Source organism: Acidisarcina sp. (assembly GCA_035539175.1).
GTDB lineage: Bacteria > Acidobacteriota > Terriglobia > Terriglobales > Acidobacteriaceae > JANXZS01.
On the sequence record DATLIY010000003.1, the window covers coordinates 113,182 to 127,022 of the forward strand.

The following is a 13,841-nucleotide window of genomic DNA, read 5'->3' on the forward strand; positions in this document are numbered from 1 at the left end:
CGGCCCAAAAACAAATTCACACTAGCGGCCCCAAAACAAAATACAGCTAGAAAGTACAGACAGGAGTTCTTTGTGAATCTGCCCATATTGATGATTACCGCCCTTGCAGGATCCGAAAATTGCGCCATGGCCATGGGCCGTCAACTCGGCCTTTCTGTGGAAGTTGCGGACACGCGCAAGGCTGCGCTGACCGCGCTTCGCCGCAGAGAATACTCCGTGGTGGTGGTGGACGACTCGCTGGCTGAGTCCGACCCCGCGGGTATGGAACTGATCTGGAAGCATGCAGCACTCGCCGTGCCTCTGCAGGTGAACTTTGCCATCTCGGGTGCCTCCCGGCTGGCGCGAGAGGTCCGTCTGGCCCTTAGCCGACGCGAACAGGAGCAGTCTCTGGCGATGCGCGCCGCGGCTTCGACGATTGAGAACGAACTGAAGTCGACGGTTACCGGCCTGCTGCTGCAATCCCAGTTGGCGCTGGCGGAGCCTTCGGCATCTCCGGTATTGACGGAAAAATTAAAGCTGATGGTGGAGCTGGCCGGCAACCTTCGTCAGCAGTTGGCGCGCCCGCAGGCTTAGAGCACCGCTCCCGCGCAAGGTCGCGACAGGGCTCGCACGCCGTTCCATTGGTAGCGTTCCGCGCCCTGTTTCTACCGCCGCTGTTCCACTCAGGAACGGCGGCGCTGGATGGCCCTCAGCCAGATCGCAGGGAGCACCGCACATTTGGCTGCACGGGGCTAATGCACGGTGCGCATCTTCCTTTGCATATAGTCCATCAGCAGATACTCGCCGAGCGTATCGGGCGTGGTGAAGTAGGCTTTGCCGCGGCACATCGACGTAACCTTCTGCACAAACTGCACCAGGCCAAGGTCTGAGGCCAGCATGAAGGTGTTGATCATGATGCTGGAGCGCTTGCAGCGGGCGACCTCTTCCAGCGTCTCGCTCACCACCAGCGGATCGAGCCCAAAGGCGTTCTTGTAGATGCGTCCATCCGGCAGCGTGAGGGCCGAGGGCTTCCCATCGGTAATCATCACGATCTGCTTCATATCCTTGCGTTGCCGTTCGAGGATACGCTGCGCCAATCGCAGGCCCTCGCGCGTGTTGGTGTAGTAGGGGCCGACCTTGACGCGGGCAATCTGCGAGACGGGCATCTCCTCCGCCGAGTCATGGAAGAGCACAAGGGAAAGAGAGTCTCCGGGATATTGCGTGCGGATGAGATGCGAGAGTGCCATAGCCACCCGCTTTGCAGGTGTGAAGCGGTCCTCCCCGTAGAGAATCATCGAGTGGGAGCAATCCAGCAGAACCACTGTGGCGCAGGAGCTCTGATACTCCGACTGGTGTACATGCAGATCGCTGTACTCGATGTTCAGCGGCATGCGGAGGCCTTCGCGTGCAATCGCCGAGCTGAGCGTGGCAGTCGTGTCCAGATTCAGCGTGTCTCCGAATTGATAGAGCTGGGAAGCTCCGCTGGTTTCAATTCCGGTAGCCCAGTGCTGCGTGTCGTGCCGGCCATAACTGGACTTGCCGAGCGAGCCCAGGAGATCGCGGAGCGTCTTGAAGCCGAGAAAGTCGAGGCTCTTGTCGGTAACCTCAAACCGTACCTGCCCTTCGACCTCGCCGACCTGCCCTTGCCCCGCTGATGGGCGAGCCGGATTCAGAGGGCTCTCGACCGAGATATAGTTTTCCTGCTCCATCCGGTCGATGAGTTGTTCGATGAGATCGTCGAGCTGGCCGCTCTCCACCATCTTGTCGAGCTGCTGCTGCAGGGATTGGTCGAGCATTTCTCCGGATTCGAGCGCCTGGCGGAGCGCCTCCCGCAGACTCTCCAATGTGTGCTCGCCGTCGAGTTCGGCAAAGCGGGAGTAGGGATCGCGGTAGCCGGAATCGAGCAGGTAGTTCGCGAGAGCCTGCAGCAGGTCTTCCATGCTCATTTCGGATGCCGGGCTGCCGTTGTACTTGGTGTATCGAATCCGTTTCATGGCATAGCTCCTGGAAGAGCAGGTCTGTCAGCGAAGCACGCGCCGGGCTGCGATTCGAGAATGCTGCCCCGGCATTCTTGAGGCCTCTAGTTGAGTCCCCGCCGTACCTGCTTCTGCTGCCACTCCTCGGCGAAGGACTCCGTGTCTGTGCGCTCCGGCCGCCGCGGCTTCTCCTGCGCGGAGAAGCCGCGTTCCTCGCTGCGGCTCAACTTTCTGTGGGCATACATGCCTTCGAGCAAAAACTCCGCCGCGGAGACAATCAGCTCCGGCGTGCCCGAGGGCTTCACCGAAACAGCGGAGAGTTTTTCGAGGAGCCCTTGAATCTGGCACAACTCGGCCAGGGTATCGGCAGCGGATTGTCCGTCATCGATCTTGACGGTGCCGCCCAGGTTGAACCACTGCTCGATCTGCTGTGTATTGGTGGTGGCGAAATACTTGTCGTAGAACCGTGCGATCGCGACGCGGATCAACTCGCGGACCACCGTGTCGGCGCCGCGCAGTTCTCCTTCATATTCCAACTCGACCTTGCCGGTGATGCCCGGGAGTGCGGCGTACAGATCACCAACCCGCGGAACGACGAGCGTTTCTCCGTGCAGGAGCGCGCGCCGCTCGGCGTTGGAAACGACCAGCTCCATCGTGGAGATGGGCAGCCGCTGGCTTACGCCGCTGCGGTTATCTACCTTCTTATCCTGGCGTGCGCTGAAGGCGATCTGCTCCACGATCTCGCGGATATATGCGGGGATTTCGACGCGGCCCGTGCCGCGATCGGTCCACGCCTCCTGGCTGGTAATGGCGATGCCTTCTTCGATCGTCTCCGGATAATGCGTGCGAATCTCCGAGCCGATGCGATCTTTCAGCGGAGTGACAATCTTGCCGCGTGCGGTGTAGTCCTCCGGGTTTGCGCTGAAGACGAGTGCGAGATCCAGCGCCAGCCGGACAGGGTAGCCCTTAATCTGCACATCGCCTTCCTGCATGATGTTGAAGAGCGCAACCTGTATTTTTCCGGCAAGGTCGGGGAGTTCGTTGATGGCGAAGATGCCCCGATTGGCGCGTGGCAGCAATCCATAGTGCATGGTGAGCTCGTTCGACAGGTCCTGGCCGCCGCGTGCCGCCTTGATGGGGTCCAGGTCGCCGACGAGGTCTGCAACCGTGACGTCGGGCGTCGCGAGCTTTTCCACGTAGCGGTCGTCTCGCGAGAGATATGCAATGGAGACGTCGTCCCCGCGCTCCTCGATTAGCTCGCGGCAACGACGGCACAAGGGATGGTATGGATTGTCGCGGATTTCGCAGCCTGCCACGAAGGGCAGCTTTTCGTCGAGGATCGCAGTCAGCGCCCGTAGAATCCGGCTCTTGGCCTGGCCGCGGAGTCCCAGAAGGATGAAGTTCTGCCGCGACAACACTGCGTTGACGATCTGCGGAACCACCGTATCCTCATAGCCGACGATGCCGGGGAAGAGAGGATCTCTGGCCTTGAGGCGCGCGATCAGGTTTTCGCGCATCTCTTCTTTCACGCTGCGGTTTTTCAACCGTGCTTCGGAGAACAGATCGCTCTTGCGAAGTTCACCCAGAGTCAGGGGAAGGTGGCTCGGTGAAGACATAGATTCTCTCCTGCAGTTCGCTCCCTTGTTTGACTCGGAATCGCCTCAAGAGTTTGCTTGGGGTAGTTTGCCTGGGGCCTGTCGCTGTAGCGGCAATTACATCACGTGGCCGTTCCGGCTGGAAGCCAGAGATGCCTGCGCTCCGCGGCGGAGCTTGGGGAGAAATGTCTTGTAGAACTCCAGAAGCCGCAGCGTGCGGTCCGCGTCCGACCGCAAACAAAGGAGTTCCTGCTTAAAGTCCAGGTCTGCGGGCAGGCTCCACGCCAGTTGAAATGAGATGGAATCTGCAGGATTGAGAGCCGCGTATATGGCCTCCACTCCCGCCAGTTCCAGCGCCTCGTAGTGGAGGCCGAGGCACTCCTCGCGGTTTAGCCTGCTGGCAGTCTCGCCAAAGTCAGGCAGCAGATCAACTTCCGCCTGCAGAAAAGTGCGGGAGTTATCCAGCGTCTCGATCTCAAAGCGGTCGATTCCTTCGCATAGAATGTCCATCCGGCCATCGGAATAGCGTTCGAGGATACGAAGAATGTGCGCCGTACATCCAATAACCGCAAGGCCACCCCGCTGTGCCCGCACCACTCCGAAGATCCCGTTTCCGTCGAGGCATTCTGCGACCATCTCCCGGTAGCGGTTTTCGAAAATATGAAGCGGGAGAGGAGCCCCTGGAAAGAGCACCACATCCAGCGGGAACAAAGGGATTCTCATGGCTCCGTCCATTATGCACGTCCCGGCGGTGTGCGAAACATCCGCGGCGGTTTCTCTTTTGATCGCCTGAGATTGCCTCCGCGGAGAGATTTTCAGCCGGGACGTCGGCTTAATTCTCCAGATCGTCGAGCATATCCTGCATTTCGCCCTCGGCATGCGTGTTGCGGGTTCGAACCGCGCTTGCGATACCAGCCTTCAGGCGCTCCTTAGCTTCGTCGATGCGTCCGGCCTTGGCCAGCGTCTGGGCACACATGAAGTATCCCGGCGTGTAGTCGGGGTGATCCGTTGCGAGGCGGTCAAACTCTGCCAATGCAGCCGTCACGTCGCCGCTGTTGGCGTACTCCATCGCCAGCCCATAGCGGGCAAAGCTGTCCATGGGGTTCATGGTGAGAATCTGCTGCAACATGTCGATTTTGGTCATGCGCTCCTTTTTCTGCCTTGATCGCGCACTCCGGCGGGGCTCTGGGATTTGCCTAAATCCCCACAATTGCCGAAACTGGAAAGAGCCCCGAGAGAGCCGAATGGCCAGAGCCGATTCTAATTGCTGCTGGCCGATCCCGCCGAGGGTGTAAGTTTGCCGTCTTCAGGAAAGAGAGTTGTTCATGGATTTTGCCGATCATCCCCTCCCCATCCGCACGGTGGCGGACTCGCAGTCTGAGATGACCGAACTGATTTTGCCGAATGATACCAATACCCTCGGCAATCTGCTCGGCGGAAGGCTCATGCACTTCATCGATCTGGTCGGAGCCATGGCCGCCTACCGGCACTCGCGCACCCATGTCGTGACCGCTGCCATGGAGCACATCGACTTCATCGCCCCGGTGCATGTCGGGGACCTGCTGATTTTGAAGTCGTCCATGAATCGGGCCTTCAACACCTCGATGGAAGTGGGGGTCAAGGTCTGGGTGGAGAATACCCTGGCTGGAGTTCATCGCCACGTGGCGAGCGCCTATCTCACATTCGTCGCCATTGATTCGCAGGGGCGCCGCGTTCCCATACCACGGCTTCAGCCGGAGACGCAGGAGGAGGAACGGCGGTTTGAAGACGCCGGCCGGCGCAGGGAGCATCGCCAGTCCGAACGGGAGCGCAAGCGCGCGAGCCTGCCTCCGGAAAAGGAAATGCAAGGGGCGGTGCGCCCGGGGAAATTGTAACGATCCTGGTAACGATCAATCCCTGGAACGATCACAAGGAGCGATCACAAGGAACGATCCAGCAAAGTCACGATCCAATCTCTATATCGGCCTGAGACTTCGAAGGCGTAACGGAATTCGCAAAAAGGAAACGGATATCACAATGGGACACATGGCAACACCTCCAGCACCGCAGCCGCTCCCCGGAGTGGCCAACATCATCGCAATCGGATCGGGCAAGGGCGGAGTGGGAAAGACCACGCTGTCTGTCAACATTGCCGTGGCACTGGCAAAGCTCGGCTTCCGCGTGGGATTGATTGACGCCGATATCTACGGCCCGAACGTGCCACTCATGCTGGGCACCGGCGCCCAGCCACGCATCAAAGAAAACAATCAGATCGAACCCAATACGGCTCATGGCGTGAAGGTCATGTCGATCGGCTTCATCTCGCCGGGAGACAAGCCGCTGGTGATGCGCGGACCCATGCTTCACCAGATCATCCGCCAGTTTCTGCACCAGGTGGACTGGGGCGAGTTGGACTTCCTTCTGATCGATCTGCCGCCAGGAACGGGAGACGTCGTTATCTCGCTGGTGCAGACCGTTCCCTTGACCGGCGCCGTCGTCGTATCCACTCCTTCGGATGTGTCGCTGCAGGATGCGCGCAAGGCGGTGGAGATGTTCCACCAGGTCAACGTCGATATCCTCGGCATCGTGGAAAACATGAGCCACTTCACCTGCCCGCACTGCCACGAGGTTATTGATATCTTTGCCCGCGGCGGGGCGGATCGCATGGCGAAGCAGTTCAACGTTCCGTTCCTCGGATCGATCGAGCTGGTGCCGGAGATACGCGAGGGGGGCGACACGGGAATGCCCGTGGCTCTTGGCGGTCCGGAATCGGCCCAGGGCAAAGAGTTCTTTGCCGTCGCGGAAAAGCTCGTCGAGCGTGCCAAGGCGCAATCGAGCAAGGCCGAGAACATCTTTGAGATCAGCTAGAAAGGCTGATTGTCCGCGCGCAGCGGTCTGCAGTCGTGCCGGCGGGTAGTACTGCCCGCCGCACATGCGCGGGGCCTGCTGCGTATGCAGACTCCGCGGCCTCATGGGTCGCTGACAACAGCCCACTGAATGCCGCCGGGTTGACACCCCTCATGGCGCTTCCTAGAATTAAACAGGAAGACCTTGCCCATTCGCGCCCTGTTGGACTGCGACTGATGGGTTCAGGGGCGGTGGAATATGTCTGCTGAGGTTCGAATCAGTCCCAGGGAACGACTTGTACTCACGGCAATCGTCGAGACGTACATCGCGACCGGAGAGCCGGTGGCCTCGCAAACCGTTGCCCGCCACTTTGGCAGCAAAGATGGTATGAGTTCCGCGACGATCCGCAATGTCATGGCGAGTCTGGGCGAAGCGGGTCTGCTGGAGCAGCCGCACACATCCGCGGGGCGCATCCCTACGGCACAGGCATTCCGCTTTTATGTAGAGCAACTCAGTGGTTTATCGCGGCTTGCGCCCGGCAGCCTGACGCCGGAGCAGCGCGAGCAGATCGCAGACAGCTTTGCGGGGGTTCACGGCAGCCAGCAGTTTCTTGAGCGTACCTCCCACGTGCTGGCCTTGCTGTCGAGCGGTGTGGGTGTAGCGCTCGCATCCGGCACAGAGGCTCATTCGCTGGAGCATATTCACTTCACCCGGCTGAGCGCGAGACGCGTGCTTGCGGTCCTGGTGACGATGGCGGGAGCGGTGCTCGACCGGGTTCTGGTGTTGGATCGCGACCTGGCCCATGCCGAGCTTGAGGTTGCCGCGCGCTTTCTGAATGAGAATTTTCACGGCTGGTCCATCGAGCGCATTCGCGTGGATCTGACGCATCGCGTGGAAGCCGAGCGGAATGAGTATGACCGGCTCATGTCCTCGGTGGAAGAGCTATGCCGCAAAGGAGCCTTTGCCGCGGAGTTTGCGGACCAGAGTATCTTTGTGGAGGGTGTCGGCAACCTGGTCGCGAGCGAGATGGATCGCGAACGGTTGCGTCAGTTGCTGGGGGCCCTGGAGACGAAGCAGCGTCTGATCGAGTTGCTGAATGCTTATGTTGACTCACGCCAGCAGGCAGTGCGGGTGGTCGTGGGGCTTGAAGATTCCATCCCGGAGATGAGTAACATCGTGCTTTTTGGCGCTCCGGTGCATCTGGGCGCGGAGAGCTTCGGTACAGTCGCCGTAATCGGTCCTACGCGCATCCAGTATCAAGAGACGATCAATGCGGTTTCGTATATCGCGCAGCTTTCTGAACGCATCCTGCAGGCGCCCCAGCAGTGAGGCGGGAACGTCCGGGGAAAGAGACGCCACCATGGCTGCGTCAGCCCTATGAATCCATGAAAGAAATATTTTCGAAGGTACGTATGTCAACAACACAAAAGCCGTCCGATGGAAAAATTGAAGCACTGCTGAACACGGATCCCGCCTCAGATCCCGCGGAGGATGTGGTCAGTGGAATGGAGGCCGGCGAAGGGCCGGCAACCGTTACAGAGATGCCGCTCTCGGGAGCCGCTGTTCCACAAGAGGAGTATGAGCGGATCAAGGCCGAGCGCGATCAGCTCTTCGACCGGCTTGCACGCCTGCAGGCGGAGTTCGACAACGCCCGCAAGCGGGAGGCGAAGGAGCGCACGGAATTTCGCGACTACGCTATCGGGAATGCGGTCGCGCAGTTTCTTCCGGTCCTCGATAATTTTCAGCTGGCTCTCAATGCCAACGGCTCGGCAGAGCAGCTTCGCGGCGGAGTGGAGCTGATCGTCAAGCAGATGGAAGAAGCTCTGAAATCTCTCAACGTTGTTCCCGTGGAAACAGTAGGGGAACAGTTTGATCCGCATGTCCATGAGGCGCTTGGCACCGTAGAAAGCGAAGATGTGCCGGATCAGCAGATCGTCGATGAAATTCGGCGCGGTTACCGCATCCGTGATCGCCTGCTGCGCCCGGCGATGGTTCGTGTAGCCCATAATCCGAAGCAGAAAGAAGCATGAGCAGAACAGACAACGTGACCAAAACCGACTTTTATGAACTGCTGGGCGTGTCCCGCGATGCCACGGATCAAGAGATCAAAACGGCGTATCGCAAACTAGCCATGCAGCATCATCCGGATCGGAATCCGGATAATCCAGAATCTGAAGAGAAGTTCAAGGAAGCCAGCGAGGCCTACCAGGTCCTCTCCGACTCAGAAAAACGCGCGGCTTACGATCGATATGGGCATGCTGCGTTTAACGGCGGAGGCGGAGGTGGAAATCCCTTTGCCGGCGCACAGGATATCGGCGACATCTTCGGGGACATCTTCGGCGAGATGTTCAATATGGGGGGCCAGGGACGCAGGCCCTCGCGTGTCCAGCGCGGCCAGGATCTGCGCTATGACATGACGATCGAATTCGTCGAGGCGGCCTTTGGCAAAGATGCGGAGATTCAGATTCGGCGTCTGGAGGCCTGCGCGGATTGCCATGGCACAGGCACAGCCAGCGGCCGCGGTCCGGTAACCTGCCGCCAGTGCCAGGGGCGGGGCCAGGTTCGCTATCAGCAAGGATTCTTTTCGATTGCGCGGACTTGCTCGGCCTGCGGCGGTGTCGGCACGGTAATTTCCGATCCCTGCTCCACCTGCAAGGGGGACACCCGCGTGCATCGAGAGCACATGATCCAAGTCAAGATTCCGGCGGGGGTGGAAGATGGGACGCGGATCCGCTACCAGGCCGAGGGCGACGCCGGTCGATTTGGCGGGCCCAATGGCGACCTCTACATCTTCCTCACGGTAAAGCCGCACGCCTTTTTCGAACGGGATGGCAACGACCTGCACTGCATTCTGCCGATTTCGTTTCCCCAGGCTGCGCTTGGCGCCGAGTTGGATATTCCTACGCTGGAAGGCGAATCGAAGCTGAAGATTCCCGAAGGCACGCAGAGCGGCAAGGAGTTCCGCATTCGTTCCAAGGGAATTCCGTACCTGAACGAACATGGCCGCGGCGATCTCATCGTGCAGGTGATGGTGCAGACGCCGAAGAAGCTGAACAAGGTGCAGCGCGAACTGGTGCGGCAGCTTGCCGATACGCTCAAGGTGGAAAATACGCCAACCTCTCGCGGCCTGTTTGAAAAGATGAAGGAACTGTTCAGCTAAGGGCAAAGAACGGATAGGGAAGTGGTTGGAGAGAGCGGGCAGGGAAGCGATTCCTGTCCATGGCCGTTTGCAGGATCGACTACCTGCCCGTTGCCCGGTGAACCGCATCTCGCTCTTTGTATTTCAGGCTTTTACTCGAGCATCGCCGCGATCACGGACAGGGCGGCAATTGCCGCCGTCTCGGCTCGAAGAATTCGCGGTCCCAGGCTCACGGAGCGCCATCCCTCGGCATCCAGGAGAGCCGCTTCGTCGGAAGCCCATCCGCCTTCGGGGCCGATTGCCACGCGAATGGATGGCACCTCGTCCCCGGCAGCGATCAGAACTTCACTCATCATTTGCCGCAGTGTCGTGCCTCGTTCCTGTTCTGCCAGGACAAGCCTTACGGAGTCCTCCTGCGTGCGCGCCGCGACTTTAAGCGGAGCCGGATCTTCGATGAGCGGAACATCGGAGCGGCGGGATTGCTGCGCTGCTTCGTGTGCAATCCGGCGCCAGCGTTCCACGCGCTTCTCTGCGGCCAGTGCCAGGTGCTTTTCGCTGCGTCTCGCGATCACGGGGACAAGCGATTGCACCCCGAGTTCGGTTGCCTTTTCAATCGCCCACTCCATGCGATCGAACTTAAAGATGGAGATCAACAGGGTGATGGGAAGAGCGGGGTCCGCCTTGACCTCAGCGACAAGATTGAAGCGAACCTCCTCCGGCGAGATGCTTGCGATCACGCCATGCCAGACTTGGCCGCCGGCAACGACATCGTATTCCATTCCGGCCTGAGCGCGCAGAACTCGAACCAGATGCATGGCTTGTTCGCCGCTTAGTGTCGCAGTGGCGTCATCCCAGTGATCGGCAATCCATCGGCGTCGTGTCATACGTCTTCTTTCAGAAATTCGTACCTCATCAAGAGTAGAGTAATTCTCTTTTCTCTACCGGCGATAGGAGCGTGTATTCTCCCGCAGAAACAGTTTGGGGGACGCTTGCCGCGTCCCCCATGTGTGGCTGAATCCTCTTGCCTAAGGATTACTTCTTCTTCGCCGTCTTCTTTGCTGCCTTCTTAGCGGGTGCTTTCTTGGCTGCCTTTTTTGCTGTTGCCATGGTTTCTATTCTCCCTTTTCGATGTGCATCGAATCTGCAACACGAGTGTTGCAGTTACGGAAGGTATATGGTTCTTGAAAAAATGTGTCAAGAAAAAAATTGCAATTCGCAGCACACTTCCTCAATTGCGAATCGAAAAAAGCAATGAGGTTCGATCCGATTTTTCCGGATGCAGAAATACGACGAGAGAAGTGCACCTTGAATATCGTTGCTCCACGGGGTCTTCCTCTGGCGTTGCGTGTTGCGACAGCGCTTGCTATCTTCAGTCGGCTGGTTTGGTGCTTCGCACTTCGCATCCAAACTGATTGTGCTGCTCTCCGGGTAGAAACGTCTGCCGCCCGCACCAGTCAAAGGGTTGAGAGCTATCGGCTAAGAGCCGTCGGGTTAAGAGAGGGCCTACACCATGGAAGAAATTGTGATTGTCTCCGCTGTTCGAACACCGATCGGAAAATTTCAGGGCTCCCTCTCTGACTTTTCCGCTGTGCAACTGGGAGCGCTCGCAGTCCGTGAGACGGTCCGGCGCGCCACGGTGGATGCTGCGTCGATCGATGAGTGCATTCTCGGGAACGTTGTCTCTGCTGGCCTTGGCCAGAACCCCGCGCGGCAAGCGGCGATCCGCGGCGGTCTGCCGCCCGAGGTGAGCGCCATGACGATTAACAAGGTTTGCGGTTCCGGGCTAAAAGCGATCGCACTCGCAGCGCAATCCATCCAGACCGGGAACGCCGAGACGGTCGTTGCCGGCGGAATGGAATCGATGACGAACGCGCCGTACCTCCTGCCGCAGGGCCGCAGCGGTTTTCGCATGGGCAACTCCACCGTAGTGGATTCCATGATTCACGATGGCTTGTGGGATGCCTTCTACGACTACCACATGGGGATCACCGGCGAGAACGTGGCAGAGAAGTATGGCATCACCCGCGAAGAGCAGGATGCGTACGCGGTGAACTCCCATTGCAAGGCTGCGGCAGCCACTCGCGAAGGCCGCTTCTCCGAGGAGATTCTGCCGATCGAGATCCCCCCGAAAAAGAAGGGAGAGGAGCCCACCCTCTTCGCACACGATGAATCGATCCGCGAGAATGCGAGCCTCGAGTCTCTGCGCGCGCTGAAGCCTGCATTCAAAAAGGATGGAACGGTGACCGCCGGCAATGCTCCAGGGGTGAACGATGGAGCGGCCGCCTTCGTCGTCACATCGGCGCGCAAGGCAAAGGAGCTGTGGTTGCGGCCGATGGCTGCCATCCGCGCGCAGGCGACCAGCGGCGTGGATCCGAAGTGGGTCATGCTGGCTCCCATTACAGGCGTGAAGAAGCTGCTGGAGCGCGCCGGATGGCCGATCGAGAGCGTGGATCTCTTCGAATTGAACGAAGCATTCGCGGTGCAGGCGATTGCGCTGACTCGCGAGCTGGGTATCCCGCCGGAAAAGTTGAACGTCAATGGGGGGGCGGTCGCACTGGGACATCCTATCGGTGCCAGCGGAGCTCGCTGCCTGGTCACGCTACTGCATGAGATGATCCGTCGCGACGCGCATCGCGGAGTGGTGGCTTTGTGTCTCGGCGGCGGAAACTCTGTCGCCCTGGCCGTCGAGCGTTGACGCGATAGCGTGACCCGGCTGCAAGGATGGGAAGGGCGCTATCGAAGGGCGGCTGCTCTTGGTTGCAATTGGAGGGTGAGAAGCAGATCCTTCCTGCGCTCAGGATGACAATGCTTCTGCGCAGGACAATGCCCTTTGCGCAGGATGACAATGCTTTTGCGCTCAGGATGACAATGCGAGCAACTGATGGCGTAGCGTCTTCAGCACTCGATTACGTTGAGAGCGAGGCCGGCCAGAGACGTTTCCTTGTAGCGCGATTGCATGTCGAGTCCCGTCAGATACATGGTGCGGATGACCTGATCGAGCGATACCTTGTGGCCCTCGGTTTCATTCAGCGCAAGGCGGCAGGCGTGCACAGCCTTCACTCCTCCCATGGCGTTCCGTTCGATGCAGGGAATCTGCACCAGCCCGCCGATGGGATCGCAGGTCATTCCGAGGTTATGCTCCATGCCTATTTCGGCGGCATGTTCCACCTGCGCATTCGATGCGCCCAGGGCGGCGGCCAATCCGCCTGCAGCCATGGAACAGGCAACCCCCACCTCTCCCTGGCAGCCCACTTCGGCCCCGCTGATGGAGGCATTCTCTTTGTAGAGGATGCCGATTGCGGCAGAGGTCAGGAAGTAGCGCAGCAGTCCCTCGTCATCTGCTTCGCTGATGAAGTTGCGATAGTAGTGCGCCACAGCGGGGATCACTCCCGCGGCTCCGTTGGTAGGAGCGGTGACCACGCGGCCGCCCGCAGCATTCTCTTCGTTCACTGCCATTGCATAGACCGTTACCCAGTCCAGCGGTGCAAGCGGATCGGAGATATGACCTGCGGCCGCTTTCGTTTGCAGCCGTTCGGCAAGCCGGTGAGCGCGGCGATGCACATTCAACCCGCCCGGAAGGATCCCTTCGGCGGCGATGCCCCGCTCCACGCATGCCTGCATCACCTGCCACAGGTGGAAGATGCCTTCGCGTACCTGGGCTGCAGCGTCCGGGCCGGTCTTCAGAGCGCATTCATTCGCCAGCATCAACTCCCAGATGGAGAGCTGATGACTCGCCGCCATCTCCAGCAACTCCGCTGCACTGGAAAATGGATAGGGCAGCGCAACCTCTGCACTTTTGGCGGGGGCCTCGCCATCCTCCAAGATGAAGCCGCCGCCAATCGAGAAATAGGTCCAGCTCGAAAGGACCGCCTGCGTCGAATCAAAGGCTGTAAAGCGGACTCCGTTCGGATGCTGCGTCACCGCGCCCGGCGGAAACATCTGATCGCGATGGAATAGAAGATCCTCTGCTTCCTGAAACTGGATTCCGTTTCCGCCCATCAACGGCAGAGTGTGCGTGCTGCGAATCTGCTGGAGCTTGCGCTCTATGGTTGCGGGATCGATCGTGCTGGGCTCTTCGCCGCTTAACCCCAGGAGTATGGCGCGGTCTGTGCCATGGCCGCGCCCGGTGAGCGCAAGCGAGCCATATAGATCCACCAATACGCGAGTGGTTTTTGGCAGGTCGCCCGCCTGTGCCAGCGCGGAAGCAAAGCGCCTCGCAGCCCGCATAGGACCCATGGTGTGCGAACTGGATGGGCCGATGCCCACCTTATAGAGATCAAACAAGCTTGTCTTCATAGAGTCCTGACGATCCGTTCCAAGGTCTAT

At 59.5% G+C, this 13,841-nt stretch carries 13 protein-coding genes; 7 read left to right on the forward strand and 6 right to left on the reverse strand.

Annotation, left to right across the window (positions count from 1 at the left end):
- The first annotated feature begins 72 nt into the window (after nucleotides 1-72).
- Entirely contained in the window at nucleotides 73-573 is a 501-nt protein-coding gene (locus tag VM554_00795) for a hypothetical protein (protein HVJ06898.1), read from the forward strand.
- Between the two features lie 158 nt (nucleotides 574-731).
- Here the strand turns inward: VM554_00795 and VM554_00800 are convergent, their stop codons facing one another.
- From VM554_00800 to VM554_00815, 4 genes are all read right to left on the reverse strand, one after another.
- Nucleotides 732-1,973: a VWA domain-containing protein gene (locus tag VM554_00800; protein HVJ06899.1), complete on the reverse strand. Its 1,242-nt coding sequence runs from the start codon at nucleotides 1,971-1,973 to the stop codon at nucleotides 732-734.
- Nucleotides 1,974-2,059: 86 nt separating this feature from the next.
- Nucleotides 2,060-3,571 (reverse strand): hypothetical protein, encoded by a 1,512-nt coding sequence (locus tag VM554_00805; GenBank protein ID HVJ06900.1) that lies wholly within the window; start codon nucleotides 3,569-3,571, stop codon nucleotides 2,060-2,062.
- 96 nt (nucleotides 3,572-3,667) lie between these two features.
- Nucleotides 3,668-4,273 (reverse strand): LON peptidase substrate-binding domain-containing protein, encoded by a 606-nt coding sequence (locus tag VM554_00810; GenBank protein HVJ06901.1) that lies wholly within the window; start codon nucleotides 4,271-4,273, stop codon nucleotides 3,668-3,670.
- Nucleotides 4,274-4,382: 109 nt separating this feature from the next.
- Nucleotides 4,383-4,694, reverse strand: coding sequence for a tetratricopeptide repeat protein (locus tag VM554_00815; GenBank protein ID HVJ06902.1), 312 nt, complete (start codon nucleotides 4,692-4,694; stop codon nucleotides 4,383-4,385).
- 181 nt (nucleotides 4,695-4,875) lie between these two features.
- Between VM554_00815 and VM554_00820 the strand changes: the two genes are divergently transcribed.
- The 5 genes from VM554_00820 (at nucleotide 4,876) to dnaJ (ending at nucleotide 9,536) form a co-directional block, all read left to right on the forward strand.
- Nucleotides 4,876-5,424 carry an acyl-CoA thioesterase gene (locus tag VM554_00820; protein HVJ06903.1) on the forward strand — a complete coding sequence of 183 codons (549 nt, stop codon included), beginning with the start codon at nucleotides 4,876-4,878 and terminating at the stop codon, nucleotides 5,422-5,424.
- A 151-nt stretch (nucleotides 5,425-5,575) separates the two neighbouring features.
- Nucleotides 5,576-6,397 (forward strand): Mrp/NBP35 family ATP-binding protein, encoded by an 822-nt coding sequence (locus VM554_00825; protein HVJ06904.1) that lies wholly within the window; start codon nucleotides 5,576-5,578, stop codon nucleotides 6,395-6,397.
- Between the two features lie 237 nt (nucleotides 6,398-6,634).
- Nucleotides 6,635-7,705, forward strand: coding sequence for a heat-inducible transcriptional repressor HrcA (hrcA, locus tag VM554_00830; GenBank protein HVJ06905.1), 1,071 nt, complete (start codon nucleotides 6,635-6,637; stop codon nucleotides 7,703-7,705).
- 83 nt (nucleotides 7,706-7,788) lie between these two features.
- On the forward strand, nucleotides 7,789-8,406 hold the full coding sequence (locus VM554_00835) for a nucleotide exchange factor GrpE (GenBank protein ID HVJ06906.1): 618 nt from the start codon (nucleotides 7,789-7,791) through the stop codon (nucleotides 8,404-8,406).
- Nucleotides 8,403-9,536: a molecular chaperone DnaJ gene (dnaJ, locus tag VM554_00840; protein HVJ06907.1), complete on the forward strand. Its 1,134-nt coding sequence runs from the start codon at nucleotides 8,403-8,405 to the stop codon at nucleotides 9,534-9,536. Before VM554_00835 ends, dnaJ begins: the two co-directional genes overlap by 4 nt.
- Before the next feature lie 131 nt (nucleotides 9,537-9,667).
- Here the strand turns inward: dnaJ and VM554_00845 are convergent, their stop codons facing one another.
- The gene (locus VM554_00845; protein HVJ06908.1) at nucleotides 9,668-10,399 is read right to left on the reverse strand and encodes a 16S rRNA (uracil(1498)-N(3))-methyltransferase; all 732 of its coding nucleotides are present in this window, start codon (nucleotides 10,397-10,399) and stop codon (nucleotides 9,668-9,670) included.
- Between the two features lie 626 nt (nucleotides 10,400-11,025).
- Here VM554_00845 and VM554_00850 point away from each other — a divergent pair.
- Complete coding sequence (locus tag VM554_00850; protein HVJ06909.1) at nucleotides 11,026-12,210, forward strand: acetyl-CoA C-acetyltransferase; 1,185 nt, start codon at nucleotides 11,026-11,028, stop codon at nucleotides 12,208-12,210.
- A gap of 200 nt (nucleotides 12,211-12,410) precedes the next feature.
- Here the strand turns inward: VM554_00850 and VM554_00855 are convergent, their stop codons facing one another.
- Nucleotides 12,411-13,811 carry an L-serine ammonia-lyase gene (locus tag VM554_00855; protein ID HVJ06910.1) on the reverse strand — a complete coding sequence of 467 codons (1,401 nt, stop codon included), beginning with the start codon at nucleotides 13,809-13,811 and terminating at the stop codon, nucleotides 12,411-12,413.
- Between the last annotated feature and the right edge of the window lie 30 nt (nucleotides 13,812-13,841).

Coding starts and splice junctions, on each gene's coding strand:
- VM554_00800 (HVJ06899.1), bottom strand. CDS start 1,973: ATGAAACGGATTCGATACACCAAGTACAACGGCAGCCCGGCATCCGAA.
- VM554_00805 (HVJ06900.1), bottom strand. CDS start 3,571: ATGTCTTCACCGAGCCACCTTCCCCTGACTCTGGGTGAACTTCGCAAG.
- VM554_00810 (HVJ06901.1), bottom strand. CDS start 4,273: ATGAGAATCCCTTTGTTCCCGCTGGATGTGGTGCTCTTTCCAGGGGCT.
- VM554_00815 (HVJ06902.1), bottom strand. CDS start 4,694: ATGACCAAAATCGACATGTTGCAGCAGATTCTCACCATGAACCCCATG.
- VM554_00820 (HVJ06903.1), top strand. CDS start 4,876: ATGGATTTTGCCGATCATCCCCTCCCCATCCGCACGGTGGCGGACTCG.
- VM554_00825 (HVJ06904.1), top strand. CDS start 5,576: ATGGCAACACCTCCAGCACCGCAGCCGCTCCCCGGAGTGGCCAACATC.
- hrcA (HVJ06905.1), top strand. CDS start 6,635: ATGTCTGCTGAGGTTCGAATCAGTCCCAGGGAACGACTTGTACTCACG.
- VM554_00835 (HVJ06906.1), top strand. CDS start 7,789: ATGTCAACAACACAAAAGCCGTCCGATGGAAAAATTGAAGCACTGCTG.
- dnaJ (HVJ06907.1), top strand. CDS start 8,403: ATGAGCAGAACAGACAACGTGACCAAAACCGACTTTTATGAACTGCTG.
- VM554_00845 (HVJ06908.1), bottom strand. CDS start 10,399: ATGACACGACGCCGATGGATTGCCGATCACTGGGATGACGCCACTGCG.
- VM554_00850 (HVJ06909.1), top strand. CDS start 11,026: ATGGAAGAAATTGTGATTGTCTCCGCTGTTCGAACACCGATCGGAAAA.
- VM554_00855 (HVJ06910.1), bottom strand. CDS start 13,811: ATGAAGACAAGCTTGTTTGATCTCTATAAGGTGGGCATCGGCCCATCC.